Origin of the sequence: Catelliglobosispora koreensis DSM 44566, from assembly GCF_000379685.1 — a bacterium.
Classification (GTDB): domain Bacteria; phylum Actinomycetota; class Actinomycetes; order Mycobacteriales; family Micromonosporaceae; genus Catelliglobosispora; species Catelliglobosispora koreensis.
Genome location: NZ_KB903250.1, coordinates 614738 through 639093, shown reverse-complemented (window position 1 = coordinate 639093; position 24356 = coordinate 614738). Strand labels below are relative to the sequence as shown.

The following is a 24356-nucleotide window of genomic DNA, read 5'->3' as shown; positions in this document are numbered from 1 at the left end:
ATTATGTAGCGGCAAGGCGCTTCAGGGCACCTTGCACCACTTCTGGCTTAGTCGTGTACCAGAACGGCGGCAGGCTCGCCCGAAGGAAAGAGCCGTAGCCTCGCGCCGACTCCAGCCGCGAATCGAGGACTGCCACGACACCACGGTCGTTTGTGGACCGGATCAAACGGCCCACGCCCTGGGCTAGCCGGATCGCGGCGATGGGAACGCTGACCGCGGCGAAGCCGGAACCGCCGGAAGCGTCGACGGCCGCGGAACGGGCCGCCGCGAGCGGCTCATCGGGCCGCGGGAACGGCAAGCGGTCGATCACGACCAGCTGACACGCGTCGCCAGGCACGTCAACGCCTTGCCACAGCGACATCACGCCGAACAAACAACTGTTGCGGTCCTCGCGGAATTTGCGCACCAGGATTGGCAGCGTCTCGTCGCCTTGCAGCAGGACGGTCAGGTCGGTCTGCGCTCGCACCAGGTCCGCGGCTTGCTGCGCCGCCCGCCTGGAGGAGAACAAGCCGAGGGTACGCCCGCCGAGTGCATTGATAAGCGTCAAAAGTTCTTTACCCGCGGCGTCGGACAGCCCTGACGTGGTCGGCCGGGGCAAATGCGCGGCGACATAGAGGATGCCTTGCTTCTGATAGTCAAACGGCGAGCCGACGTCGAGCGTGCGGTAACCGTCGGTCTGGCCTAGTGCCTGTGCGATGGTGTCGAACTTTCCGCCCAGAGCAAGAGTGGCCGACGTCGCGATGACGGTGCGTTCGTCATAGAGCTTCTCGCGCAACAGCCCCGCGACGGACAGCGGCGCGACGACCAGCGCGCGGCGTGGCTCGGCGTCGACCCAGGCCACGTCTTGTGCCGAGTCGGCCAGGAGCCGTTGCGCCGTCTTGGACGCATCGTCGAGCAGCGCCCGCGCCTGTTGTTTGCGGACCGGATCCGGATCGTCAGCCTTAACCTCGCCGATCGCGGTCAGAGCCTGGCGCGTTCCCGCGTCGATGAGCGTGCACGCTTCGAGAAGGCCCGGTGGCAGACCCTCGGTCAGGCGCCCGGGCTGGATGTCGGCCAGGCCAACCGTGAGGGCGTCGGCACTCTCCTGAAGCGACAGGAATAGTTCTGGCTCCACGAACGGGCGAGCCGCCCGCGCCGTGGCGTCCATTGCCGACGGTGTCAGCTCGGCCTGCGCCGCGCTGGAAACGCGGTCGGCCAGCTCGTGGGCCTCATCAATGACGAGAAGTTTGTGTGGCGGCACGATGTGCCGGCCGGCCAGCATGTCGACCGACAGCAGGGAGTGGTTGGTCACCACGATGTCGGCCTCGCGCGCGCGGGCCCGGGACAGCTCGGCGAAACAGTCTGGGCCGTAAGGACACCGTGTCGCGCCAACACACTCGCGCGCTGGAGTGGACACCGCGCGCCATGCCGTGTCGTCAACGCCGGGATCGAGCTCGTCGCGGTCACCCGTCAGTGTCTTGTCGGCCCATTCGCGAATGCGAACGATCTGCTTGCCTAGCTTGCCGGCCTCGCCGAGCCACTTGGTGCGCTCGAACAGCGCGTCCTGCGGGTCTTCCTCGTCGGCGTGCTCCATTTTGGCCAGACAGAGGTAGTGATGCCGCCCCTTGAGCAGGGCATAGACCGGTTCGCGGCCGAGCAGCGGCTTGACCGCGGCACTGAGCCGGGGAAGATCCTTTTCGACCAGTTGGGACTGCAGCGCCAGGGTCGCTGTCGAAATGACGACTGGACCGTCCACGGTCAGCGCGGGAGCGAGGTAGGCCAAGGACTTCCCGGTGCCGGTGCCCGCCTGGACCAGGAGGTGTTCCCTAGCCTCAACGGCATCGGCGATCGCGGCGGCCATGGCCTGCTGGCCAGGGCGAGTGTCTCCGCCCGATACCGAAGCGACGGCTGCGGCGAGCAACTCGAGGGCGTCGGGCATGTCCGAGACGCTACCCGCCCCCGCAGACATTCCTTCGACCGCCATCGTGGCGCGCCGCCCTACACTAGATCGCATGACCGAGGTCCGGATGGAGATCCGGAAGTACGACGGCAGCCCGCACCGGGGCATCACGACCCGGTTGCTGGGCCGGGACAGGTATGGGACCTGGCTGGCTATCCCACCAGGCACGGTCGCAGACTCGGGCAAAGTCTGGGAAATCCCCTGTGTGCTGCTCGTGCCACACGTCGGCTGGTACACAGCGATGTTCAACGCGGCACCCCGCAACACCTCGGTCTACTGCGACATCACCACCCCGGCGGCGTGGACGAGCAACCGCATCGTCGTGACCGACCTCGACCTTGACGTTCGCAAGATCCGGGAGACCGGTGAAGTCCAGCTCGTTGACGAAGATGAGTTCACCGCGCATTCCCGCAAGTTCGAGTACCCCGAGGAGGTCATCCAGCAGGCGAGGTCAGCCGCCGCGTGGCTGCTCGACGCGCTGCACACCGGCGCAGAGCCATTCGCGGGCCATTTCCACCGGTGGCTTGCGCTATTCCAGGACAAAGCAGCGATAGCTGTTAGATGATCCTTCTGTGTCCCAAGTGTCCGGGTTACTGCGTGTCGGTCCCAAGCTGACGCTGGCTGATATCGATCCGGCCAGCACGCCCGGTTTGCCCGGCCGCAAGGTGGTGCGCCGCGACCCCAAGGCGTGGGCCCGGGCCGAGCTAGCCGAGCTGGGCGCTGAACTGGCCAGGCAGCAGGAGATGCTGTTCGCCAACGCCAAGAAGGACAGGACCTTCCGTCATCGGGTGCTGCTCGTGTTGCAGGCCATGGACTGCGGCGGCAAAGACGGGACGATCAAGAAGGTCGCCGGCACGATGAACCCGCAAGGGCTGCACATCGTCGGCTTTGGGCCGCCGACGCCACTGGAGCTCAAGCACGACTTCCTTTGGCGCATCCGCAAAGCGGTGCCGTCAGCCGGGCTGGTCGGCGTCTTCAACCGCTCGCACTACGAGGACGTTCTGGTCGTCCGTGTGCGCAAGCTGGTGACGAAGAGGGTTTGGCTCACCCGGTACCCCCAGATAAATGATTTTGAATTGGAGCTGTTTGAGAGCGGCGTCACGCTGGTAAAGGTGATGTTGCACATCTCATATGAGGAGCAACGGCAACGCCTTTTGGCGCGGCTCGACGACCCGACGAAGCACTGGAAATACAACCCAGATGACGTGGATAACCGGGCTTATTGGCCGGCCTATCAGGAGGCTTACCAGGACGCGCTGGCACGGTGCAGCACTGATCACGCCCCCTGGTACGTTGTGCCAGCTGATCGCAAGTGGTACCGGGACTGGGCCGTCGCTCACCTGTTGCTCGACGCGATGAGCGGCCTAAATTTGCGTTACCCGGCAGCTGATTTCGACCCCCAGCGGGAACGGGCCCGGCTCGAGGAAGGTACGAGATGAAGTTTTCGCTGCGGCCCAGCGAGGGCGCCTTTTATGAGATGTTCAGCCGGGCGGCCCAAAACCTGGTCAAGGGCGCCGATCTGCTGACTGAGCTGGCCCTTCCGGGCGCGGACGTGCAGTCGGTCAGCGAGCGCCTGATCGAGGTCGAGCATGACAGCGACCAGATCACCCATGAGCTTTACAACAAAATCAACTCCACCTTCATCACCCCGTTTGACCGCGAGGACATCTACCGCCTCGGGTCCGGGCTCGACGATGTCATGGATCACATCGAAGCCGTGGGCAGCCTCGTCTACCTCTACGGCCTGACGAAACTGCCGGCGCTGCCACGCGAAATGCACGAACTCGTTGACGTGCTGAACAAGCAGGCCGCGATCACGGCTGACGCGATGGAGCGGCTGCGCACTGGCGCGCCAGGGGTCAAGCGGCCCAAGGGTGTGCCGAAGATGAAGGATCTGCACAGCCTCAAGGACTACTGGGTCGAGTGCAACCGGCTGGAAAACGACGGTGACCGGGCTTACCGCATGCTGCTGGTGCGCCTGTTCAGCGGCGAATACGACGCGCTGACCGTGCTGAAGATGAAGGAGGTCGCCGACGAGCTCGAAGCCGCCTGCGACGCCTTCGAGCACGTTGCCAACGTTGTGGAAACCATCGCGGTCAAGGAGTCCTGAGTGGACTCGCTGTTGATCGGAGCGATCGCGGTCATCGCGGTCGCGCTGATATTTGACTACACCAATGGCTTTCACGACGCCGCGAACGCCATCGCCACCAGTGTTTCCACCCGTGCGCTGACCCCACGCATCGCGCTGGGCATGGCCGCGGTCGGTAACTTCGTCGGCGCGCACCTCGGCGCCAAGGTCGCCAAGACTGTCGGCAGTGGAGTCGTTTCGCTGCCGACCGGCCTCGCCGCGCTGGGAGTCGTGTTCGCGGGCGTGCTTGGCGCGATCTGCTGGAACCTCATCACGTGGTATTTCGGGCTGCCGTCCTCCTCTTCCCACGCGCTCATCGGCGGTCTCGTCGGCTCGACCCTTTGCGCCATCGCGTTCGGCATCGACGGCGATATTCTGTGGAGTGGCATCCTCAAGAGCGTTGTCATCCCGATGGTGCTGTCACCGATCGCCGGCTTCATCCTGGGTGCGATCGTCATGCTGCTCGTGATGTGGATCTTCCGTAAGGGTCACCCGGGCAAGATGAACCGCGGTTTCCGCTGGGCTCAGTCGGCGTCGGCCGCGGCGATGTCGGTCGGGCACGGCATGCAGGACGCCGCGAAAACCATGGGCATCGTGGTGCTGGCGCTCTACACTGCCGGGATCCAGGACGACAAGACGCACATCCCCGAGTGGGTTTTCTGGGCGTCAGCAACGGTTCTAGCCCTCGGCACCTATGCCGGAGGCTGGCGCATCATCCGTACCCTGGGCCGGCGTGTCATCCACCTTGACCCGCCAGCGGGTTTCGCGGCCGAAACCGTTGCCGCGTCGGTGCTTTTCACCGCCTCGAACCTGGGCTGGCCGATCTCGACCACGCACACGATCACGTCAGCGATCATGGGTGTTGGTGCGACGAAGAAACTGTCAGCGGTGCGCTGGGGCGTCGCCGGGAACATCGTGATGGCTTGGGTTCTGACGTTCCCGGGCGCCGCCTTGATCGCTGGACTCGCTTATTTGATCTCCCGCCCCATATTCGGGTAGACCACGCCGATCTGGGAGCGGATGGCGTCTAGGGTCGCCATGACGTCCAAGGTGGACTGAAGGGGCACCATCGGTGACTCCAGCAAACCCGCTTGCAGGCACCGGCCCGCCTCCGCGGCCTGGAAGTGCAGGCTGGACGGCGCGGCGGTGAACTCCTCTTTGCCGCCATCGCGATGAAGCGTGAAAGACGACGCGTTGTGGAAGCCGTAGTCGAACTCGATGCGCCCCTTCGTGCCGACCACGGACGCCGATCGCACATCGCTGCCCGCGCCGCAGTAAAGCGACGCCACCGCACCGTCTTCGTAACCGAGCACGATGCCCGTACGCTCGTCGGTGCCTTCCGGATACAGATGCGCCCAAGCACGTGTGAACCTCGGCGGGCCGAGCAGCAGATGGGCGAAGTGGACCGGATAGACCCCCAGGTCCAGCAAGGCACCGCCGCCCAGGAGCGGATTGCGCAACCGGTGATCAGCCTCGAAGCGGGCCGCTAGCCCAAAGGAAGCGTCAACAAGCGTCACGTCCCCGATCGCCCCGTCGGCGACAAGGTCCAGCATCTTGTGAATCGCCGGAAGCGTGCGTGTCCACATGGCTTCCATGAGGAACAACTGCCGTTCACGGGCGACCGAGACCAAGTCCTGCGCCTGTGCGAGATCCAGCGTGAACGCCTTTTCCACCAACAGCGGCTTGCCACTTCTTAGGCAAAGCAACGCGGCTTCATGGTGATGTGAATGCGGAGTCGCGACATAGATGATGTCGACCTCCGGGTCGTTGGCGAGATCGGCCCATGACCCGTGCGCTTTGGGGATGTCGTGCTTAGCGGCAAAGGCTTCCGCCGTGTCCCGTGAGCGCGATCCAACCGCTGTCACCACGCCGTTTCCCGCTTGCGGCAGCTCTGTCACAAAGCGGGTCGCGATGCCACCGGTGGCGAGAATGCCCCACCTAACCGCCGACACGGAGCAACCTCGCACTCAAATGTGGCGTGAGCGGCTGCCCCACGGCGGCCATCTCGTGTGCGTAAAGCAAAGCGCCCTCCACAATCCCGAACAGACGGTGCGCGCCGTTGACTTCTTTGGCAGTTGGCGTGCGCAGGACATAGTCCGTCGCCATCTCGATCTTTAGACCGTCAATGCGTCCAAAGTAGAGCTCCATGATGCCCGTGGGCGTCGACAGCAGCACCTCGATCTCATCGCCCTGACCGTCGCCCACGGGACGCCACCAGCCCGACTCACGGCCAGCGGGACGGATCGGCTGAGACTGCTCATCGATGAGCCAGGAACGTGATTCGTAGTACAGGAAGGGCCGGCCATCGTGGCTGATGGTGATCTCTTGCCCGTAGTCGAAGTCTTCCTCGATCGTCGGATAGCCACCTCGGCCGCGGCCGCGCCACTTGCCGACATAAGGCAGCAGGCCAAGCAGCGACGGATGCAGATCAGGCCCGTGCCGAAGGTCGAAGGTTTCTTCGAAGGGGTAAGGATCCAATGGCGGGGCATTTAGCCACGGCGGTGCTTCCAGCGGATTTTGACTTTCGGCGCTCACCAGCGACCCCTTGCGATTCTCAGTGCTAAATAGACAAAGCCTCCGGCCAGCAGCCCAAAGCCGGCGACGAGCAGGCTAACGAACCCGATCTCCGTGACCACACCAGACATCTTAGGCTGACGACATGAGCGAGCTTGTCGAGCGAATCAATATTGCAGCCTTCGTTGGTGCCTCATGCCGAAACTCCGCTCTCTTTGGAGTTTCGGCATGAGTACCAGTCTTGTTGTCAAGGTGACGGCGGGAGCCGACGCGCCCGAACGCTGCGCACAGGCCTTCACCGTAGCCGCGACCGCGCTCGCGGCCGGCGCGCCCGTTTCGCTTTGGCTAACCGGCGAGGCGTCCTGGTTCGCCCTGCCAGGCCGGGCGGATTCGTTCGACCTGCCGCACTCGGCACCGCTCAAGGATCTTCTCGCCGCGGTGCTCGCCGGGGGCACGATCACCCTGTGCACACAGTGCGCCGCCCGCCGCGGCCTGGCTGGAGATGACGTCATCGAGGGCATCCGGATCGCCGGGGCGGCCGTCTTCGTCGAGGAGTGCCTGGCCGAAGGAGCGCAAGCCCTTGTCTACTAACGCGAAACTGTGGTGGGTCATCGGTGCCGCCTGGGGACTGCTGCTGCTCGGCCTCGGCGCGTGGTCCGCGTTCAGCAGCCCGCCGACCGTGCGTGATCAGTCGCCCCTCGCCTCGGCCAAAGAAACGACCGAGACCGTCGTGGGCCAGATCCGCGCCACTGTCCCGACCGAGGCGTTTTTCCAAGACAGTGGGTACTCCGAGAGCACGTGCTCGCTAACGCCAGTGCGCAGTGGCACTTCCGCCGTGCGGACCCTCACCGTGACGGGTCTAACCGGGATGGAGGCGGCGACTTTGCGTTCCCTGCACGGCGCCTTGAAAGGTTCCGTGTTGCAGCCCGGCGACGGCATCCCAACCGGATTCTTCTACGACGCGAGCAACTTCATCGTCGTCCGGGGCGAAATCACCGAGCCCGGAAAACTGACCGTCGAACTCAAAACCGGTTGCCGCCCAAACGAATAGGGCCCGTCCACGTGGGACGCGCCCTATTCGCTGGGAGATGGGTTTAGTTACTGACGATGACGGCCAGTTGGTTGACCCCACGGTCAGCCGTAACCTGAGCGTCTCCGTTGCCAAAGCGCGACAGGGCACGCAAGGTCCAGGTGCCAGGAGCGGCGAAGAAGCGGAACTGACCGGCCGGTGACGTGACGACCTCGGCGGTGAACTCACCGCTGCGGTCAAGCAGGCGCACGTAGGCACCGGCAACCGGGTCTCCGCCTTCGGCCTGCACGATGCCGGTGATGACGGTTTCCTTCTCCAGGTCAACGCTCAGCGGCAGCGGGGCGGCCTGATCGGGGGCCGCGCAACCGGCGGCGGCGGTAGCAGCAGGTGTGGTCATGGAAATCACGCCTTTCCGGGCTCGTCGCCCAAAGCCACCGGCACGCCAACTAGCGAGCCGTATTCGGTCCAGGATCCGTCGTAGTTCTTCACGTTCTTCTTGCCGAGAATCTCCTGCAGCACAAACCAGGTGTGCGAAGAGCGCTCGCCGATGCGGCAGTACGCGATCGTGTCCTTGCTGTCGTCGAGACCGGCCTCGCCGTAAAGCTTGGCGAGCTCCTCATCGGACTTGAACGTGCCGTCTTCGTTGGCGGCCTTGGACCACGGAACGCTCAGCGCGGTCGGGATGTGACCGGCGCGCTGCGCCTGCTCCTGGGGGAGGTGAGCGGGGGCGAGGAGGCGTCCCGCGTATTCATCGGGGGAACGGACGTCGATCAGGTTCTGCACGCCGATCGCCTTCACCGCGTCGTCACGGAACGCGCGGATGGACAGGTCCTGCTCCTTGGCGGTGTATTGCGTCGCGGGCCGGGAAACGGCGTCCTTCACCAGCGGACGGGCGTCGAGCTCCCACTTCTTGCGGCCACCGTCGAGGAGCTTGATGTCGCCGTGGCCGTAAAGCTTGAAGTACCAGTACGCGTAGGCGGCGAACCAGTTGTTGTTTCCTCCATAGAGGACAACCGTGTCGTCGTTGCTGATGCCCCGGCTGGACAGGAGCGCTTCGAATTGCGCCTTGTTAACGAAATCCCGGCGTACCGGGTCTTGAAGGTCCTGGCGCCAGTCGATTTTGACCGCACCGGCGATGTGGCCGCCGTCGTAAGCGGTGGTGTCCTCGTCGACCTCGACGAACACGACTCCTGGCGTGTTGAGGTTCTTTTCGGCCCAGTCGGCTGAGACGAGGGCTGAGTCGCGGCTCATGGATGATTCTCCCTAGATTGATGTCTGCTTGGGGAGGATCCATGTACGACAAGAAGTCGCACACAGATCCACAGTGGGATGTGTATGCGACGGCGGCTTTAGCTCAACGGTGAGAAAGCTGGAAAGAGTGCGCGCTTTATTGGGCCGCCGTCAGATGACGGGGCAACACAGGCAGGTGGCCACGCGGCACAGGTCGACCGCGCGCCGCTTGGTAAGCAGCGGACTCATGACGCAGACCATATCAGCGAATTGGCGATTTCGGGAATGTGTCGTCCATCATCCGGGACTAGCCGAGTTCGACTTCGGTCGCCGAGACCTCGGCGATCACGCCACCCGGTGTCGGCCGGACGTTTTCGAGCTTGAGCCCAAACGGCAGCGGGGGAAGGGCGAAACTGCGATTCAGCAGACTGCGATAGTCATTGACGATCTTGTTTGCCTGCGCGGTCAGATTACTTGCTGACAGCGACATCACTTCCAGGTGCACCTGACCACTGACCACGGTCACCCGAGCGGACCCCTTAACTTCACCCGCTAGCGGGACCATGCCGCTGACCTGAAGCAGCTCGCCATCGCCGCCGAGCGAAACGTCCTTGAGCCCACTGGCTTTCGCCAAGTCCGCATAGGACAGGGTCCCGGTGCCGGTCATCCTCGTGGCGACCGGCTTCTCCGTGCCGTCGCGCAGCCCATCCAGTGACGCGCGCACGTCGTAGGCGTGCACCTCCAGCACCGGCAACGGCAGCACACCGCCGCGCAGATCCCGCAGGTTCAGCACGATCTCGTCGTAGTTGCCCGCCATCACCTGCGTCAGAAAGGGTATTCCAACGATCTCGACGTCTGGCGGAGCGGCGGTGATATTGCGCGAAGCGAGGTTGGCCGACACCTGCTTGGCGATTTGCTCCTCGGCATAACTGGCGGCTAGACGGTCACCGATGCCCAGGGCTACGCCCACGACGATGACCAGGACACCGACGGTGACCAGGAGTTTTCTCATGAACCCGTCCACATCCAGGCGTTGAGGAGGTAGGCGACCGGTGCCACGATGGCGAACCCGGCCAGCGGACCTTGCATGTGCCTTGCGAGCCACATCGTGGGCGGGTCGCCCTCGAGCTCGCGGCCAGCCTCGGCGAAGCCAATGGTGAGGTCGACGGCGATGGCCACGATCGCGGCTAGCCCGCCGACGAGAGCGGCATTCTCCGGCTTATAGCCAGCCAGGTAGCTGCCGATGTAAGTCGTGGTGAGCGTGCCAAGCATGGCGCCCAGCACCACGCCAACGGCACCACGCGGGACTTGTGGTGCCATGCGGGGCAGGGGAATGACCGTGTCGGCGAAACGCGCCACGCTCAGCGCCACCGCGGCACCGGACAGGCAGATCACGATGGTCTGCCCTCCCAGCGGGTAGCGCACGAGCACGAGGAAGACCGAATAGGCGGCTGTGCCCAAGACCACGACGGCAGTGGCGCCGAACGACTCGCTGATGCGAACCCGGCCCTCACGCCACATGAGCTGGCCCAGCGCGCCGACACCAAAGCCTGCGGCGGAGACCAGCGCGATGCGGGTAAGACCCGCGATGCCAGTCGCCGACTCGGTGGCGAAATAAGCCCCCGCGACCGCGCAAGCGATCGCGACCGCGGCCACAAGCTTCCCGTTGGGCGGGCGCAGGGCCATGGAGGTCGCGAGGACATAGAGCACCTGTGCCCCGAACACGACGATGGCAAACGGCAGGCGCTGTGCCACACCGGAGGTCTGAGCGCCCATGATGAGGCCCACACCGAGCAGCGCGGCGAAGCCGCCAATCGTCAGCGCCAGCAGCCGCCGCACCGGGACGAAAGGAATCTCCTCCTCGAGCTCCTCAGGCGAGGGCTCGGGCGCGCGCCCGCCACGCCGTGGCGGGCGCTCACGTGCGGTTTTAGGTGCGGGAGGCAGATCCCGAACCGAGGGGGCAGGGGGAGCGGGCTTCGCGCCCGCACCGGGTGCGAAGGGTGAAGTGGACCTGCGCCCGCTTCTGGGTGCGCCGCCGGGAGGGGAAGAGCCGAACACGAACCGATCCTGCCATTCATGTGACGCGGTTAGCCAGTTGTGCTCTATTAATTAGGCTGAACTGGGTTATGCTCTTGCATTAACCGTCAACGTGGCCGGCGCCTTGTGGGTGGTCGCGGTGTGGCGGGCCGAAGGCCCGACATCTCCGAGCATCCATTGGGCGGACGAGGAAATAACCTGCCCACGGACGGAGGCCATCTGTGGAGATCCTGTTATTGGTCAGTGGCCGGGCTGGCGAGCCGTCAGCCGTTCTTCCCTCGCTAGACCTCCTGCCCCACACGGTCCGCACCGCGCCGCGTGATGTGCGCACTCTCGTGTCCGCTCCGAGCCCCGACGCCGTTCTTGTCGACGCGCGCACCGAACTTTCCGAAGCCCGCTCGACCTGCCGCATGCTTAACGCCACCGGCATTGGCGTGCCGCTGATCGCCATCGTGACCGAGGCCGGTCTCGTGGCGATCAACGCCGACTGGGGCGTCGATGACGTGATCCTGGCTGGCGCCGGGCCCGCTGAGGTGGAAGCCCGCCTGCGCATGGCGGTCGGCCGGCTTAATTCCGCCACCGCGGCCGCGGGTGGTCTCATCCGGGCCGGCGAGCTGACGATCGACCCCGACACCTATGCGGCCAAGCTAAAGGGACGCCCACTCGACTTGACCTACAAGGAGTTTGAGCTGCTCAAGTTCCTGGCGCAGCACCCGGGCCGCGTGTTCACGCGCGACCAGCTGCTGCGTGAGGTCTGGGGCTATGACTACTTCGGCGGCACCCGCACGGTTGACGTGCACGTGCGGCGGCTGCGCGCCAAGCTCGGTTCGGAGTACGAATCGATGATTGGCACTGTGCGCCAGGTGGGTTACAAGTTCGTCGTGCCGTCGTCACGCCAGCTAGCCGACCGTGATTCGGGGATGCTTGAGGCCAGGTTTCCCGACTCCCTCGAAGCGCTCGCCTGACGATACAGTTAGAGAGTGATTGTCACCGCTGAGCGTTTTGACCGGCTTACCCCGGCTGAGGTTCAGTCCATATTGGAGCTCGCAGGCGCCGCCAGTGACACTGACGGCGCCTTTCCCTTGTCTGAACACGTCGTCCTCCACCTGCGCCACGGCGGCGACGAGCCGTCGGTGCACCTCGTGGTGCGCGATGACGGTCAGCTCGTGGGCTATGCGCATGTGGACGTGACCGACCCGGTTGACGGGCCCTCGGCGGAACTGGTTGTCCATCCCCAGCACCGGCGCCACGGGCTGGGCCGCAGCCTGGTCAAGGCCGCCGTGCAGGTGGCCACCGAGGCTGACCCGGCGGGCCGGCTGCGGCTGTGGGCGCACGGCGATCACCCCTCGGCCAGTGCTTTGGCTCTGGGACTGGGTTTTAGCCGCAGCCGGGTGCTGTGGCAGATGCGCCGCTCGCTATTCGCCGACGTGCCGGAGCCCGTGCTCAAGGACGGCGTGACGCTGCGGCCGTTCGTTCCCGGTCAAGACGAGGAAGCCTGGCTTCGGGTCAACTCGCGTGCCTTCAAGGACCACCCGGAACAGGGCAAGTGGGAGCTGCGTGACCTGCTGCTGCGCATGAAGGAGCCGTGGTTTGACCCGCAGGGCTTCCTCCTGGCGGAACGCGCGAGTGAGCTGGTTGGCTTCCACTGGACGAAGGTGCACGGCACCCTCGACGGCGAGCACCACCATGACCCGATCGGCGAGGTTTATGTGCTTGGTGTCGATCCGTCGGCGCATGGTCTCGGGTTGGGTAAAGCTCTGACAGCGGCCGGTCTGCGCTATTTGCGCAGCCGATGCCTGGATCAGGTCATGCTCTATGTCGATGAGTCCAATGTGGCCGCACGCTCGCTTTACACCTCTATGGGCTTCTCGCGATGGTCAACTGACGTTCTTTTCGTCCGCGCACAGTATTGATGCCACCAGTGATGAGCGTCACTATCAGTGCATGACCGATACCCCTGCGGTACCACCGGACTTTGTGTCCTATGTAGAGCGACGGCTGCCCGCGCTCGAGGGTGCGGCTTTGCGGTTGACCGGTCAGGAAGCACAAGCGGAACGGTTAGCCCGCGAAATGCTGGGTTTGGTGGCCCTGCGGTGGTCCCGGCTGACGAGAGCTGATGTCAAACGCGGGCTGGAGCCCACGGCGTCGGCCGACGCCTACCTCCTGCGGCTGTTTCGCCAGGAGGCCGAGGAGCTGGCTTTCCCGCAAACGGAGCTGAGGCTCGACGGGACCGGGATCAGGCGCCGGGCGACCGCTTTACCGCGCATGCGTACCAGCGATGAAGCCGAAGTCATCTGGGGCGGCGCTCGCCGCACGATCAAACGCCGGTGGATCCTGGCCGCCATCGCCGCAGGCACGGCCGGTGTGCTGGCGCTGTGCCAAGGGCGCGATCGCGAGCCCGAAGCGTCCAGTGAGCCGGAGCCCGTTTCGAGCACGCTGCCAACCGGGGCAGACCGTTTGCCCGCCGCCGTGAGTGCCGGCGAGGCGATCCCTGGACTGCCAGAAGAACTGACCGTGCCCGGGAGCAACGTCGCCGCGTTGACCGCGCTGCCCGTGATGCGGGCGCTCGCGATGCTCACCTCGGCGCGCACTGACACGAGCCCGATCTATGTGCTGGGCACGGATATGGTCTGGCGCCGGGTGGACAACGCGCCCGAGTTCGGGGCGATGTGGCTGCACACGGGCTCACTGTCGCCCGATGGCCACTACGCCGCCTTCGGCACCAGCAATTCGACCGTTGTCGTCGACCTGCGCACGGGCCAGTCCAAGGCCTATCCGCCCGCGCGGCCGTCTAACCGGCCGGTTTGGCTGACGTCACAGCACTTGATCCTCGCCAAGGACCAGATGATTGATGTCGTCTCCGGAGCTAATGTCGCGATCCCGGTCGGGCCCGAAGATGTTCTGCTGCCCCAGAATCCGCCCGGAGCACCGGCCCAGCCGTTCGCGCGGTTGTCCCAACTGCTCTCGGTGGGTGAGCCGGTCACGGCTCCGGCACGGGCCCAGCGCTGGGCGACGAGCGCGGTGAGCACGGCACTCACGCCGGTGAACCAGCAGTTGCGTGGCCCGATAGGTGACCTGGTCGGACCGTGGCGCGGTCAGGGTTTCGTGTCTGGCAACGGTTTCGCGGTACGGGCCTGTGCTCCGGCGGCGGTTCCCAGCCTGAACGGTGCCACCGGGGTCGCCATCGCCGCACGTTTGGACGGTCAGCTCGTCCGCGCGCTAGTCATTGGCCGGCCGGTCAGCCTGAGGGTGCTCGGCTGGCTGGACGGGACCCGTGCGCTACTCGGCCTAGTTTCCGGTCGGCAGCAACAGATTGCCAGCTGGGACGTGGTGCAGGGGACCCTCGTGGTGGTGTCGCGGGTGAACAGTGACGGCATTCTTTCGTTGCCGGACCTGACCAGCGCAGGGTGACCTTATTCACCTTTTGGCCACGCGCTGCTGTCGTGACTGACATCGCGCGAACCGATGTTGTTCACCTTGCGTTCACTTGAGACGGAAGAACCGGCCACCTACGAGGGGCAACCTCGGGTTTGTCAGGCCATAAGGCCAGTCACCCCTTCTAGGAAGGCATCCCTCCTGTGAACCGAAACGTGCTTTCGCGGCGCGGCGTCGCCGGTATCGCGCTCGCTGCAGCGGCCGCGATCGCCCTGGCCGGTTGTGGCACCGACACACCCAGCAACACGCCAACGTCCGGCGCAGCCAGTGGTCTCGCCACACTCTCTGGTGAAATCAAGGCCTCCGGCGCGAGCTTTCCTTCAGCGTTTTACCAGGAAGTCATAGCCGAAGCTAAGACACTGGCGCCGAATCTCAAGATCACCTATAACTCGGTGGGCTCAGGCACCGGCAAGAAGGAGTTCGCTAGCGGGCTCAACGATTTCGCCGGCACCGACAGCCTGGTTAAAGACACCGAGGTTGACAAGACTAAGCTTCCTTTCTTCTATATCCCGACTGTCGCCGCCCCGATCACGGTTTCTTACAACCTCAAGGGTGTCGACAAGCTGCAATTGAGCGCGGACACCATCGCGAAGATCTTCCAGCGCGACATCAAGACCTGGAATGACCCGGCGATCGCCGCTGACAACCCAGGGGTCACGTTGCCCGCCACCGCGATCACGGTGGCCCACCGCTCAGACGCATCGGGCACGACGAGCAACTTCACCAAGTATCTGGTCGCCGCCAGCCCGGCGTGGAAGCTTGGCAGCGGTGACACAGTGCCGTGGCCAGCCGACACTATTGGCGGCCCGCAGAACACCGGTGTTGCCACCGCCATCAAGCAGACTGACGGCACGATCGGCTATGTGGACCTGTCCGACGCCAAGTCGTCCGGACTGGCCTTCGCTGCGATCAAGAACAAGAACGGCAAGTATGTGCTGCCGTCACTCGAAGGCACCACCGCAGCCCTGGCCGGCGCGGAGGTTAAGGAAGACCTGACCTACAACCCGCTCAACGCCGCAGGTGACGCCTCCTACCCGATCGCGGCTCCAACCTTCATCCTCGTGAAGCAGAAGTACGACGACCCGGCCAAGGCCAAGCTGGTCAAGGAGTTCATTAAGTATCTCCTGACCGATGGCTCAGCTCTAGCCAAGGAAGTTGACTTCGCCCCGCTGCCCGACTCACTCAAGGCGAAGGCTCTGGCCCAGCTCGACAAGATCAGCTGACAGTAGATTTACGCGACGCGTGGAGGCGGTTCGCCGTCTCCACGCTCCACGTAGGACAGAGATAGGTTAATGACACAGTCGAGGACACTGACCCAGAAGGACCGCGGCCGCATAAACGACCGGGCCTTCTGGCTGTTGTGCGTTACGGCAGGTGTCGCGGTCCTGGGCATCCTTGCCGCGATCCTGGTGAGCACCATCCAGCAATCGTGGCCTGCCCTTTCAAACGCAGGCGCGAACGGATTCTTTACCAGCACAGGGTGGGATCCAAACGTTGGGAAATACGGGATCCTGGCGTTCATGTTCGGCACCGTTGTGGTGTCGCTGATCGCGGTCCTTTTCGCGGTGCCAGTCTCGATCGGTATCGCCTTGTTCCTGACCGAGTTGGCGCATCGTCGCGTTAAGGCTGTTGTTGTAACGCTTATCGATCTACTCGCTTCGGTGCCTTCGGTCGTGTTCGGGCTCTGGGGACTTTATGTTTTCTCATCCTGGACGAAGCCTTTGTATGAGTGGCTACATGACACGCTGGGTGGCATTCCAGTCATCGGCGCCCTGTTCGGCTCAGTGACCGGCCTGAACTTCATGACAGCGGGACTGATCCTTGCGGTCATGATCATCCCTATCATCACGTCGATCACTCGAGAGGTTTTCGATACGGTGCCCGCCGCGGATAAGCAAGCGGCTTGGGCACTCGGAGCCACCAAATGGGAGATGATCCGTGGCGCTGTGTTACCGCACAGCTTCGGTGGCATCGTCGGGGCGGTGATGCTCGGTCTGGGCCGAGCGATGGGTGAGACCGTCGCGGTTGCGCTCGTCATCGGCGCGGCGATTCAGGTCACTCCAAACCTTTTCGCCCCGGGCTACACCATTCCTGCGGCGATCGTGAACCTGTTTGGTGAGTCGAGCGGCGAGTTCACCGCTGCACTTATTGGCATGGGCGTAGTGCTATTTGTCTTGACTATCGCGATCAACCTGCTTGCCCAGGTGGTCGTGCGGCGCGCCGAGATCCGTATGAAGGGGGCCGTGGCATGACGACGATGCAAAGCGCCGTCGCAACAAACGGGCATGCTGCTGTCACGCGGGCTAGTCTGCGCCGGGGAGCGCTTCCGTTGCGCCGCCGTGCGATGGACATCCTTAGCAAGGTCCTGATGTCGATCTCGCTATTGGTCGCGATCGTTCCCCTAATCTTGGTGATTTTCTATGTCATTCAGAAGGGTGCCGGCCTGCTGAGCTGGGACTTCTTGACTGAGGACATCGTGGCCTCACCACGCCGAACTGGCGGTGGCATGGGCCCAGCCGTGGCGGGCACACTCTTGATTACCGGCATCGCGTCACTCATCGCGATCCCCCTTGGTCTCCTCGGGGCGATCTACCTCAACGAATATGGCCGCAACAACGCGCTCGCCCGGTTCATCCGGGTCATGGCTGATGTCATGACGGGTGTCCCGTCGATCGTGATGGCGCTCTTCATCTATATCGCCGTCGTGCTGACTATGCGCGAGAAGACCGGCCTGGCAGCATCGCTCGCGCTGGCGGCGTTGATGCTCCCAGTGGTTCTGCGGAGCTCGGAAGAGATGCTCAAGCTGGTGCCTGATGAGCTACGCCAGGCCAGCGCCGCGCTCGGATCGCGCCGATGGAAGACAACGCTTTCTGTCGTGCTGCCTGCCGCCATCTCAGGGATAACGTCCGGGGTGATGCTGGCGATCGCGCGTGCTGCGGGCGAGACGACACCGATTGTCGTGTGCGCGGGCATCGCCTACGGGATCAGCTGGGATCCGATGGTTGAGCAGACCGCATTGCCTGCGCAGATCTTCGTTAATGCGGCACTGCCCTTCGCTCCCGCAGTCGAGCGGGCGTGGGGCGCCGCCCTGACGCTAATGATCATCGTGCTCGTTTTCACTATCGCCGCACGCGTCGTCGCTAGCCGATTCGCCATCAAGAACCGCTGAGGTGCGCTATGACTACAACGATTACTCCTCTGATCCCTGGAGCAGTGCCAACTATGCCAACTGCCTCAGCAAAACCCGTTATGCAGCTTGAGAATGTGAGCGTCTTCTACGGCGGTTACGAGGCTGTTCGCGGCACCACCATGCCGGTTCGCGAGCACCAGATCACCGCGATGATCGGGCCTTCGGGCTGCGGCAAGAGCACGGTGCTGCGTTCGCTGAACCGCATGAACGATCTGATCCCCGGTGCCAAGGTCGCCGGAAAGATCAGCTTCCACGGCGAGGACCTCTACGCGCCCGACGTCGACCCGATCCAGGTGCGCCGCCGCATTGGCATGGTGTTCCAGAAGCCGAACCCGTTCCCGAAGTCCATTTTCGACAACGTCGCCTACGGCCTGAAGATCAACGGTATCCGGGACAACATCCCCGGCCGGGTGGAGAAGGCGCTGCGCGACGCGGCTCTGTGGGACGAGGTCAAGGACAAGCTGAAGTCCAGTGGCCTGTCACTTTCCGGCGGTCAGCAGCAGCGGCTTTGCATCGCGCGCGCGATCGCGGTGGAGCCTGAGGTGATCCTCATGGACGAGCCTTGCTCCGCTTTGGACCCGATCGCGACTGGCAAGATCGAAGACCTGATGCACGAGCTGAGCCGCAAGTTCACGATCGTCATCGTTACGCACAACATGCAGCAGGCGGCCCGGGTCAGCCACTACACCGCGTTCTTTACCGCGGAGGTGGACGAGCAGCAGGTACGCCACGGCCGCCTGGTGGAGTTCAACGACACCGGCCGCATCTTCACCAACCCGTCCGACAAGCGCACCGAGGACTACATCACCGGCCGCTTCGGCTGAGCCAGGCCCATGATCAGCGGTGCTAGCTGTGGCAAGCGTCATGCTTGCTACAGCTAGCACTTGTTAGCGCTCCGAATTAGCCTTGAGCGCATGCAGAGCTCAGACATCGGCGCTTTTATCAAGGGTTTGCGGGAAAACGCCCGCATCTCCCTGCGTCAGCTGGCTGAGCAGGCCAACATCAGCAATCCCTATCTGAGCCAGATCGAGCGTGGGCTGCGCAAGCCCTCTGCCGAGGTGCTCGCTTCCATCGCCGCCGCGCTGCGGGTGTCCACCCCGGCCATGTACCTCAAGGCGGGACTGCTCGGCTCTGATGACGGTGAAGGGACGCTGGTGGCCATCGCTGGCGACCCTCTTCTCACAGTCGCGCAGAAGCAGTCATTGACACAGATCTACGAAACGTTCGTGCGCGAAAACAGCAGGGAGAAAGACAATGACTGAGACCAAGACGAAGTACCCGAAGGCCGTTTACGCCGCCGCTGGCGTTGGCGACATCGTCGTCGAGCAGCTGCGTAAGCTGAGCGACAAGGCCGCCACCATCGACACGGCTAAGGTCCGCGAGCAGGTCATCGCCGGCACCGCGGTCGCGACGGCCAAGGCCGAAGAGGTCTTCACGACGCTGGTGACCCGTGGCGAGCGTGCTTTCGCTTCCAAGGGTGACGTTCCCCCGGCCCCGAAGCCGCAGGAGCCCGAGGCTGCCGCCAAGAAGGCCGCTCCGCGTAAGAAGACCACCGCCGCTGCCTAACAGCGCGACTTTCGGATAGACAAAATTCAAGGCGCACCGGCTGGGGATCTCCCGCCCGGTGCGCCTTAAGCTGTGATACATGCTCGCCGCGCCGTTGTTCTATGGATCAGTCTTGACCTTCCTCAACTGGGGGATCATCGCGGTCTACCTGGTCTTGATGCTCTGGGCGATCATCCATGTGCTGACGCAACGCCCGGATAAGTTCGCCGCGCTCGGCGGTTTCCAGAAGAACCACTGGTTGCTTCTGCTGGGCGGTCTGCTCATCGGCACCCCGCTCGTGATCTTCTTCGGGCGGTTCTACTTCTTCATCGGCATCGGTGCGGCCGCCTACTACCTGCTAGAGACCAGGCGTGGATTGAAGGATGTGTCCGAGGGGCACTGGTGAACGGCGGCACCCCGGATCTGCGCTGGCCACCGCCGCCGGACGGGTTTCCCCGCCGGTACGGCAAGCCGCGTAACTCGGCTCCGGCCACAGGACGGCCCGCCCCGCCGAGTCTTCCCACCGAGATCGTGACCACGTCGCACGGGGTTCGCCTGGAGCGGCTTGTGACGGGCGTGGGTCAGCCGGTGACGGTCTTCGCGCACGGTCTGGGTCACGGGATCGCCGAGACCCGTCCACTGGCCAGTGGAGTGGCCGGCAAACGGGTGTTCTTTCAGTTCCGGGGACACGGCGACAGCGATTCCCCCGAGGGGGGCTGGGATTACGGCGACTTGGCCCGGGATTTGCGGGCCATCGCCGATCAGGCTGGGGCGACGCGTGCGCTGGGGGTCAGCCTCGGTGCCGGGGCGTTGTGCCGCCTGCTTGCCGAGACTCCCGACCGGTTCGAGAAGGTCGTTTTCTTTCTTCCCGCTGTGCTCGACAAACCGCGTCCCGCAGCCGCGAGGGCGCGACTGTCCGCTTTGCTCGACGCGATCGGCAGCGGCGATGTGGCGGCCGTGGCCAACGCGGTGGTCGAGGAGATCCCGCCAACGTTGCGGCACGGCAGCGGCGGCTGGGCCTATGTGCGCCAGCGAATCAGCAATCTCATGAACAGCGGGCTCAGCGAGGGTCTGCTCAGCCTGCCGGACCAGATCGCGGTGCCTAGTGCCAATCTGCTGCGCGACGTGACCGCCAAGGCGCTCGTGATCGGCTGCATCGGCGACGAGCTGCACCCGAGTTCGGTGGCGATGGAGTTGGCCGAAGTGCTTCCGCACGCCAGCCTGCACATCTACAACCGCCCATCGGTCTTGTGGCACGAACGACTTGACCTCCGCGAGCGCGTGAGTACCTTTCTCAATCAATGAGGAATTTCTTTGCGGGCATAGGTTTCCTGTTTCGCGGGATCAAAGCGGTAGCCCGCCGCCCCAAGCTGTTGCTGCTCGGCTTCATCCCCGCGGTGATCAGCCTGGCTCTGTTCGTCGGTGCGTTTATCGCGCTGTTCTACAACATCGACTCGCTGTCTGAGCTGTCCACGAACTGGTTCGCCCAGGACTGGAATGAAGATCTGCGCGTGGCGGTCCGGCTCGCGGCCGGGGCGGCCATCATCGGGGTTTCCGGGTTGCTGGCGATTGTGAGTTTCACCGGCATCACGCTGCTCATTGGCGATCCGTTCTATGAGGCGATCGCGGAGTCGGTGGAAAACGAGCTCGGCGGTGTGCCTAACGAGGTTGAGGTGTCGTGGCACAAGTCGCTGCGCCGCAGTCTCGGGGACTCCTTGCGGCTGGTGATGGTCACGTTGCTCATCAGCATTCCGTTGTTCTTCCTCGGCTTGATCCCGGTGGTGGGCCAGACGGTCATTCCTGTCGTGGCCGCCTTCATCGGTGGCTGGTTCCTCACGCAGGAACTCGTTGGCATCCCGTTCCAGCGTCGTGGCCTGCGCCTGACCGACCGCCGAAAGTTGTTGCGGCAGAACAAAGCTATGTCGGTCGGCTTTGGTGTCGCGGTTTTCGCCTGCTTTCTGATTCCGCTGGGAGCGGTGCTCATCATGCCGGCCGCGGTGGCCGGGGGAGCGCTGCTAACCCGGCAGGTGTTCGGGCTGAACACGCGATGAGCGGCAAACCCCTAGCCCTTGTCGCGCTTCTGTTCGCTGGCACGGTTGAGTTGTTGCGGGCTGCCGGGCCGTTGCTCGATGCGGTGGCGGGCGGCATCGGCATCATTCCCGCCGCGGGCGTCGCGATTGGACTTTTCGTGCTGCCGGGTGCGGTGCTGGGCACGCTGCGGCGGCTTTCGGCACCGGTGATCGTGGTGTTCCTTTTCCTGGCCAGAGCGGTGGCCCAGTTCGTGCCCAACATCGCCATCGTCGGCGCCGGTGCCGTACTAGGCATGATCGCGCTAGCGGTCGCCGTGCGCCGGGCTGGCAGTGGCGCGGTGACCGGCCTGCTGGCTGGCGGCGTGCTCGACTTGGTGATCCGTTCGATGACGGTGACCTGGGATCCGATTTGGACCTTCTGGTGGGGCCTGCCGATGGTGGCTTTGTTTGCCGTCGCCGCTTGGCTGGCTCTCTCGTCTCCACCCCCTGACCCAGACGCGCCCGTTAACGGCCGCATTTGGGTGCTGGGCTGTTATCTAGCCCTGTGGACAACCACCATCGGCAGCCCGTCTTTCGCGGCCTCACAGTCGGGGCTGGCGCTCGGCTGGGTGATCCCGGTCATGCTCGCCGGGCTAGCGGTGTCAGCTGAGCTGAGCAGAAGACCCGGCATCCCGGGCTGGGCGGGCTTGCTGATGCTGTTGGCTGGCGTCGCGGCGGCGTGGTGGAGCATCGAAACGGCGATTGTCCTCGGCGGACTCGTGCTGGCCCAAGCCGGTGCGGCGCTCGCGTTGCGGTCAGCTTTGGCGAAGCAGAGTAATCGCGGAACGTGGGTCTATGGGCTGGTATGGGTGCTGCCCGTGCTGCTCTTCCAGCTGAACTACGACATGCCGCTGCCGTTCGACAACCGGCTGCTGATCCTTGGCACGGCCGCGATTCTGGGCCTGGCTGCCGTGTCCAGCAAGGCGTACAAAACGCTCCACGCAAGGCAGCTGAAGGCGAAGCCAGCCGCGAGGACCGAGCCCAAGGGACCGCTGTCAGGCAGTTCGCTCACCGGACGGCCGGCCAGCGATGGTCCGCTGGCCGCGGCGAGGGGCACGATGACCGGCCCGATCAGCGGCAAGACGGGCAATGCCGGTCCGTTGCAGAGCAGCGGGACGGGCCGCGTGCGCAAGATCATGATGGCGACCGCTCAAGGGAGTTTGCTGATTCTGGTGGCTTTCTCCATGCTCGTGCCTGCGGCGGTTTGGGCCACGGCACCGGACAGCCGGGCGAAACAGCCAGAAGCCAACGGTTTCCGGCTCATGTCCTGGAACATCAAATACGGCCGCGACGACGCCAGCGGGACGGTCAACCCGCAACAGCTCGCTGACGCCATCAGAGCCGCTGACCCCGATGTTGTTGTGCTGCAAGAGGTTAGCCGCGGCTGGACCATCGGTGGCGGCGTCGACGTCGCTGAATACCTCGCCCGTGACCTGGGCATGACGTTCCACTGGGGGCCGGCCGCTGACGGCCAGTTCGGCAATCTGCTGCTGAGCCGCATCCCGGTGACGAATGTCCAAACAGGACAGTTGCCCTTCGGGCAGGGCCCGATGATGCGTTCCTATCTCAAGGCGACCGTTGGTGGCGTGGACTTGCTGACCACACACTTGACGCACAAGAAGCAGAACACCCCGACCCGCCTCGATCAGATCGAAACGGTGCTGACGCAAGAGCCCGACGTGGTGGCCGGTGACCTGAACTTCTGGCCGACCTGGAGCGAACCGCTGGCGTTCGCCAGGGGCGGCATGTTCTCGGCGCAGGACGCGGCTGGGTACCCTCCGGTTTGGACCTCGCCGGGCGCCCCCGCGACCAACCGCGTGGACTGGATTTTCGGCACCCCCAAGGTGGTCTTCTCGCAGTTTGAGGTGCTGAGCAAGGTGACCGCCTCAGATCACCTTCCGCTCGTCACGACCGTTTCGCTGCGCTGGCCGAGCGCGTAAAGCTCACCACAGCGAGTGGACAGCGCCGACTGGCTTGCCGCGCCCGAGTAGCGGAGCGGCAAGCCCGGGGATGTCGGCTTGGATTCCCAAGCGCCGCAACGCGGAAAGCATCACTGGGCCACGAGCGCGGGAGGATCCGTCATCGATCTTCATGGCGATCGCGCCAACGCCTGGGATGGCGGCGGCCCAGATGCCTTCGGCGCCCACTTTGGACACTAGACCGGGGACGGCGCGCATGAGCAGATCGTCATCACGGTCCGTCCCGCTGACGAGGTCAGGAAAAGCTCGCATGGCGTCGGCCACGTTCTCACCGGACACACGCAGGAATCCGCCAGCCAGACCGAGCAGCGAGATCGCGACGGCCGGGGCGCCGCAGCCGTCAATCCCTGTGGCCGCAACGGATTCCCCAGCGTACTCCTCGATGGTCGCGGTCAAGGCGACCTGCAGCGGATGGGTGGGCTCGTAGTAGTCGTCTGTCGTCCATCCCTTGACGACACAAGTCATCAGCATGCCGGCGTGCTTGCCGGAGCAGTTCATAAAGATCGGAAGCTTGAGCGTTCCGGCCGGGTAGGTCAGCCGCCAGTCGGGCGGCGTCCGCAAGTCGCCTTCGGAAAGCCCAGCCTTCGCGAGCAACGCGCGTACCCGTTGAAGATGTTTCTCTTCCCCGAAATGCGACGCTGAGATCAGCGCGAGGTCGGCCGGATCGGTGGTGGGAAGACCCAGCCGGAGCATGCCCGTGGTCTGGAACGGTTTGTTGGCCGAGCGCGGCATGACCGGGCCGCGGACGTCACCAGCCGAGTCGATCATGTCGCCTGACGCGGAAAGCACGACGACCGAGCCGTGATGCCATCCCTCCACGAAACCGCTGCGCTCGATCGATGCCAGGGCCACGCCGCCCGAGTAGGTCTTCACACCTGTATGCCTAGCAGATCGGGAAACCAGGGAACGCCAACGGGGTGGCCTGCGTGTACGAGGCATGGTTACGATCGCCGTTCCCGTGACGGCAGCCACCAAAGCGGACGAGGCCATGCAGTTCGAGGATTTCTACCGGTCTCAGGCAGACCGGGTGTACCGGGCGCTGGCCATCACGCTCACCAACCACGACCTCGCCCGGGAGGCTGCGGACGAGGCGACGACCAGGGCCTACATGCATTGGGCGAAGGTGTCGCGGCACGACAATCCCGGCGGCTGGGCGACTTCCCGCTGGCGCCGGGCTTCTGGCGGCTGAGTTGCTGGCGTGGCTGCCGTGGCCGCAACGGTCCGTCGTGGTGTGCCGGATCTTTTTGGAACTGTCAAAAG

At 64.4% G+C, this 24356-nt stretch carries 29 protein-coding genes and 1 pseudogene; 20 read left to right on the top strand and 10 right to left on the bottom strand.

The window, feature by feature from the left end:
• Position 1: 1 nt before the first annotated feature.
• Positions 2 to 1918 (bottom strand): ATP-dependent DNA helicase, encoded by a 1917-nt coding sequence (locus tag A3E1_RS0110225; RefSeq protein ID WP_020520668.1) that lies wholly within the window; start codon positions 1916 to 1918, stop codon positions 2 to 4.
• A 73-nt stretch (positions 1919 to 1991) separates the two neighbouring features.
• Here A3E1_RS0110225 and A3E1_RS0110220 point away from each other — a divergent pair, with 73 nt between their 5' ends.
• From A3E1_RS0110220 to A3E1_RS0110205, 4 genes are read left to right on the top strand one after another with little or no spacing between them, the layout of a single operon-like run.
• Complete coding sequence (locus A3E1_RS0110220) at positions 1992 to 2504, top strand: DUF402 domain-containing protein (protein ID WP_026208292.1); 513 nt, start codon at positions 1992 to 1994, stop codon at positions 2502 to 2504.
• 7 nt (positions 2505 to 2511) lie between these two features.
• Positions 2512 to 3378 carry a PPK2 family polyphosphate kinase gene (locus A3E1_RS0110215; RefSeq protein ID WP_020520666.1) on the top strand — a complete coding sequence of 289 codons (867 nt, stop codon included), beginning with the start codon at positions 2512 to 2514 and terminating at the stop codon, positions 3376 to 3378.
• Positions 3375 to 4049 (top strand): DUF47 domain-containing protein, encoded by a 675-nt coding sequence (locus A3E1_RS0110210; RefSeq protein ID WP_020520665.1) that lies wholly within the window; start codon positions 3375 to 3377, stop codon positions 4047 to 4049. Before A3E1_RS0110215 ends, A3E1_RS0110210 begins: the two co-directional genes overlap by 4 nt.
• Complete coding sequence (locus A3E1_RS0110205) at positions 4050 to 5066, top strand: inorganic phosphate transporter (RefSeq protein ID WP_020520664.1); 1017 nt, start codon at positions 4050 to 4052, stop codon at positions 5064 to 5066.
• Here the strand turns inward: A3E1_RS0110205 and A3E1_RS0110200 are convergent.
• The 3 genes from A3E1_RS0110200 to mtfM are packed head-to-tail and all read right to left on the bottom strand — an operon-like array spanning position 5036 to position 6703.
• The gene (locus A3E1_RS0110200; RefSeq protein WP_020520663.1) at positions 5036 to 6019 is read right to left on the bottom strand and encodes a Gfo/Idh/MocA family protein; all 984 of its coding nucleotides are present in this window, start codon (positions 6017 to 6019) and stop codon (positions 5036 to 5038) included. The two genes, A3E1_RS0110205 and A3E1_RS0110200, sit on opposite strands and share 31 nt — an antisense overlap.
• Positions 6006 to 6602: an FABP family protein gene (locus tag A3E1_RS0110195; protein ID WP_020520662.1), complete on the bottom strand. Its 597-nt coding sequence runs from the start codon at positions 6600 to 6602 to the stop codon at positions 6006 to 6008. Before A3E1_RS0110195 ends, A3E1_RS0110200 begins: the two co-directional genes overlap by 14 nt.
• Positions 6599 to 6703 (bottom strand): small membrane protein MtfM, encoded by a 105-nt coding sequence (mtfM, locus tag A3E1_RS48810; protein ID WP_020520661.1) that lies wholly within the window; start codon positions 6701 to 6703, stop codon positions 6599 to 6601. Before mtfM ends, A3E1_RS0110195 begins: the two co-directional genes overlap by 4 nt.
• 106 nt (positions 6704 to 6809) lie before the next feature.
• Here mtfM and A3E1_RS0110190 point away from each other — a divergent pair, with 106 nt between their 5' ends.
• Complete coding sequence (locus tag A3E1_RS0110190) at positions 6810 to 7172, top strand: DsrE family protein (protein ID WP_020520660.1); 363 nt, start codon at positions 6810 to 6812, stop codon at positions 7170 to 7172.
• Positions 7162 to 7632 carry a hypothetical protein gene (locus A3E1_RS0110185; protein WP_020520659.1) on the top strand — a complete coding sequence of 157 codons (471 nt, stop codon included), beginning with the start codon at positions 7162 to 7164 and terminating at the stop codon, positions 7630 to 7632. The genes A3E1_RS0110190 and A3E1_RS0110185 overlap by 11 nt, the downstream gene beginning before the upstream one ends.
• A 43-nt stretch (positions 7633 to 7675) precedes the next feature.
• Here the strand turns inward: A3E1_RS0110185 and A3E1_RS0110180 are convergent, their stop codons facing one another.
• The 5 genes from A3E1_RS0110180 to A3E1_RS0110165 all read right to left on the bottom strand — a co-directional run bounded on the left by A3E1_RS0110180 (position 7676) and on the right by A3E1_RS0110165 (position 10680).
• Positions 7676 to 8008, bottom strand: a complete 333-nt coding sequence (locus A3E1_RS0110180) for a DUF1416 domain-containing protein (RefSeq protein WP_026208283.1) — start codon at positions 8006 to 8008, stop codon at positions 7676 to 7678.
• Positions 8009 to 8013: 5 nt separating this feature from the next.
• On the bottom strand, positions 8014 to 8862 hold the full coding sequence (locus A3E1_RS0110175) for a sulfurtransferase (RefSeq protein WP_020520657.1): 849 nt from the start codon (positions 8860 to 8862) through the stop codon (positions 8014 to 8016).
• Positions 8863 to 9012: 150 nt separating this feature from the next.
• Positions 9013 to 9090, bottom strand: a complete 78-nt coding sequence (locus tag A3E1_RS48925) for an Ms5788A family Cys-rich leader peptide (RefSeq protein WP_322786257.1) — start codon at positions 9088 to 9090, stop codon at positions 9013 to 9015.
• 58 nt (positions 9091 to 9148) lie between these two features.
• Entirely contained in the window at positions 9149 to 9853 is a 705-nt protein-coding gene (locus A3E1_RS39695) for an LmeA family phospholipid-binding protein (RefSeq protein ID WP_020520656.1), read from the bottom strand.
• Positions 9850 to 10680: a hypothetical protein gene (locus A3E1_RS0110165; RefSeq protein WP_020520655.1), complete on the bottom strand. Its 831-nt coding sequence runs from the start codon at positions 10678 to 10680 to the stop codon at positions 9850 to 9852. The genes A3E1_RS39695 and A3E1_RS0110165 overlap by 4 nt, the downstream gene beginning before the upstream one ends.
• Positions 10681 to 11099: 419 nt before the next feature.
• On the opposite strand from A3E1_RS0110165, the gene A3E1_RS0110160 reads away from it, so the two are divergent.
• The 13 genes and pseudogenes from A3E1_RS0110160 (at position 11100) to A3E1_RS0110100 (ending at position 23057) form a co-directional block, all read left to right on the top strand.
• A complete protein-coding gene (locus A3E1_RS0110160; RefSeq protein ID WP_020520654.1) occupies positions 11100 to 11843 on the top strand; it encodes a winged helix-turn-helix transcriptional regulator in 744 nt (247 codons plus the stop codon).
• 15 nt (positions 11844 to 11858) lie between these two features.
• On the top strand, positions 11859 to 12791 hold the full coding sequence (gene mshD, locus A3E1_RS0110155) for a mycothiol synthase (protein WP_020520653.1): 933 nt from the start codon (positions 11859 to 11861) through the stop codon (positions 12789 to 12791).
• A 31-nt stretch (positions 12792 to 12822) separates the two neighbouring features.
• Positions 12823 to 14289 carry a SigE family RNA polymerase sigma factor gene (locus tag A3E1_RS0110150; RefSeq protein ID WP_026208282.1) on the top strand — a complete coding sequence of 489 codons (1467 nt, stop codon included), beginning with the start codon at positions 12823 to 12825 and terminating at the stop codon, positions 14287 to 14289.
• 167 nt (positions 14290 to 14456) lie between these two features.
• Entirely contained in the window at positions 14457 to 15536 is a 1080-nt protein-coding gene (pstS, locus tag A3E1_RS0110145; RefSeq protein ID WP_020520651.1) for a phosphate ABC transporter substrate-binding protein PstS, read from the top strand.
• A gap of 69 nt (positions 15537 to 15605) precedes the next feature.
• Complete coding sequence (pstC, locus tag A3E1_RS0110140) at positions 15606 to 16565, top strand: phosphate ABC transporter permease subunit PstC (protein ID WP_020520650.1); 960 nt, start codon at positions 15606 to 15608, stop codon at positions 16563 to 16565.
• The gene (gene pstA / locus A3E1_RS0110135; protein WP_020520649.1) at positions 16562 to 17482 is read left to right on the top strand and encodes a phosphate ABC transporter permease PstA; all 921 of its coding nucleotides are present in this window, start codon (positions 16562 to 16564) and stop codon (positions 17480 to 17482) included. Before pstC ends, pstA begins: the two co-directional genes overlap by 4 nt.
• A gap of 8 nt (positions 17483 to 17490) precedes the next feature.
• Positions 17491 to 18327, top strand: a complete 837-nt coding sequence (pstB, locus tag A3E1_RS0110130; RefSeq protein ID WP_051104925.1) for a phosphate ABC transporter ATP-binding protein PstB — start codon at positions 17491 to 17493, stop codon at positions 18325 to 18327.
• Positions 18328 to 18417: 90 nt separating this feature from the next.
• Positions 18418 to 18747 (top strand): annotated as a pseudogene (locus A3E1_RS39690) (helix-turn-helix domain-containing protein); the annotation flags it as partial.
• Between the two features lie 10 nt (positions 18748 to 18757).
• The gene (locus A3E1_RS0110120; RefSeq protein ID WP_020520646.1) at positions 18758 to 19069 is read left to right on the top strand and encodes a hypothetical protein; all 312 of its coding nucleotides are present in this window, start codon (positions 18758 to 18760) and stop codon (positions 19067 to 19069) included.
• Between the two features lie 79 nt (positions 19070 to 19148).
• Positions 19149 to 19454, top strand: a complete 306-nt coding sequence (locus A3E1_RS0110115) for a DUF2516 family protein (protein ID WP_020520645.1) — start codon at positions 19149 to 19151, stop codon at positions 19452 to 19454.
• The gene (locus A3E1_RS0110110; RefSeq protein WP_020520644.1) at positions 19451 to 20353 is read left to right on the top strand and encodes an alpha/beta fold hydrolase; all 903 of its coding nucleotides are present in this window, start codon (positions 19451 to 19453) and stop codon (positions 20351 to 20353) included. Before A3E1_RS0110115 ends, A3E1_RS0110110 begins: the two co-directional genes overlap by 4 nt.
• On the top strand, positions 20350 to 21099 hold the full coding sequence (locus A3E1_RS0110105; protein WP_020520643.1) for an EI24 domain-containing protein: 750 nt from the start codon (positions 20350 to 20352) through the stop codon (positions 21097 to 21099). The genes A3E1_RS0110110 and A3E1_RS0110105 overlap by 4 nt, the downstream gene beginning before the upstream one ends.
• Positions 21096 to 23057, top strand: a complete 1962-nt coding sequence (locus A3E1_RS0110100; protein ID WP_020520642.1) for an endonuclease/exonuclease/phosphatase family protein — start codon at positions 21096 to 21098, stop codon at positions 23055 to 23057. Before A3E1_RS0110105 ends, A3E1_RS0110100 begins: the two co-directional genes overlap by 4 nt.
• 3 nt (positions 23058 to 23060) lie before the next feature.
• On the opposite strand, the gene A3E1_RS0110095 is transcribed toward A3E1_RS0110100, so the two are convergent.
• Positions 23061 to 24035: an asparaginase gene (locus A3E1_RS0110095; protein WP_083929426.1), complete on the bottom strand. Its 975-nt coding sequence runs from the start codon at positions 24033 to 24035 to the stop codon at positions 23061 to 23063.
• On the opposite strand from A3E1_RS0110095, the gene A3E1_RS39685 reads away from it, so the two are divergent.
• Entirely contained in the window at positions 24034 to 24285 is a 252-nt protein-coding gene (locus A3E1_RS39685) for an RNA polymerase sigma factor (RefSeq protein ID WP_020520640.1), read from the top strand. The two genes, A3E1_RS0110095 and A3E1_RS39685, sit on opposite strands and share 2 nt — an antisense overlap.
• Positions 24286 to 24356 lie beyond the last annotated feature (71 nt).

Bases quoted from the DNA above. Each gene is read 5' to 3' on its own strand.
- A3E1_RS0110180 (WP_026208283.1), bottom strand. From the start codon at position 8,008: ATGACCACACCTGCTGCTACCGCCGCCGCCGGTTGCGCGGCCCCCGAT.
- A3E1_RS0110175 (WP_020520657.1), bottom strand. From the start codon at position 8,862: ATGAGCCGCGACTCAGCCCTCGTCTCAGCCGACTGGGCCGAAAAGAAC.
- A3E1_RS0110150 (WP_026208282.1), top strand. From the start codon at position 12,823: ATGACCGATACCCCTGCGGTACCACCGGACTTTGTGTCCTATGTAGAG.
- A3E1_RS0110095 (WP_083929426.1), bottom strand. From the start codon at position 24,035: ATGCCTCGTACACGCAGGCCACCCCGTTGGCGTTCCCTGGTTTCCCGA.
- A3E1_RS0110220 (WP_026208292.1), top strand. From the start codon at position 1,992: ATGACCGAGGTCCGGATGGAGATCCGGAAGTACGACGGCAGCCCGCAC.
- pstA (WP_020520649.1), top strand. From the start codon at position 16,562: ATGACGACGATGCAAAGCGCCGTCGCAACAAACGGGCATGCTGCTGTC.
- A3E1_RS0110225 (WP_020520668.1), bottom strand. From the start codon at position 1,918: ATGCCCGACGCCCTCGAGTTGCTCGCCGCAGCCGTCGCTTCGGTATCG.
- A3E1_RS39685 (WP_020520640.1), top strand. From the start codon at position 24,034: ATGGTTACGATCGCCGTTCCCGTGACGGCAGCCACCAAAGCGGACGAG.
- A3E1_RS0110100 (WP_020520642.1), top strand. From the start codon at position 21,096: ATGAGCGGCAAACCCCTAGCCCTTGTCGCGCTTCTGTTCGCTGGCACG.
- A3E1_RS0110210 (WP_020520665.1), top strand. From the start codon at position 3,375: ATGAAGTTTTCGCTGCGGCCCAGCGAGGGCGCCTTTTATGAGATGTTC.
- A3E1_RS0110115 (WP_020520645.1), top strand. From the start codon at position 19,149: ATGCTCGCCGCGCCGTTGTTCTATGGATCAGTCTTGACCTTCCTCAAC.
- A3E1_RS48925 (WP_322786257.1), bottom strand. From the start codon at position 9,090: ATGAGTCCGCTGCTTACCAAGCGGCGCGCGGTCGACCTGTGCCGCGTG.
- pstC (WP_020520650.1), top strand. From the start codon at position 15,606: ATGACACAGTCGAGGACACTGACCCAGAAGGACCGCGGCCGCATAAAC.
- pstB (WP_051104925.1), top strand. From the start codon at position 17,491: ATGACTACAACGATTACTCCTCTGATCCCTGGAGCAGTGCCAACTATG.
- A3E1_RS0110120 (WP_020520646.1), top strand. From the start codon at position 18,758: ATGACTGAGACCAAGACGAAGTACCCGAAGGCCGTTTACGCCGCCGCT.
- A3E1_RS0110190 (WP_020520660.1), top strand. From the start codon at position 6,810: ATGAGTACCAGTCTTGTTGTCAAGGTGACGGCGGGAGCCGACGCGCCC.
- A3E1_RS39695 (WP_020520656.1), bottom strand. From the start codon at position 9,853: ATGAGAAAACTCCTGGTCACCGTCGGTGTCCTGGTCATCGTCGTGGGC.
- A3E1_RS0110105 (WP_020520643.1), top strand. From the start codon at position 20,350: ATGAGGAATTTCTTTGCGGGCATAGGTTTCCTGTTTCGCGGGATCAAA.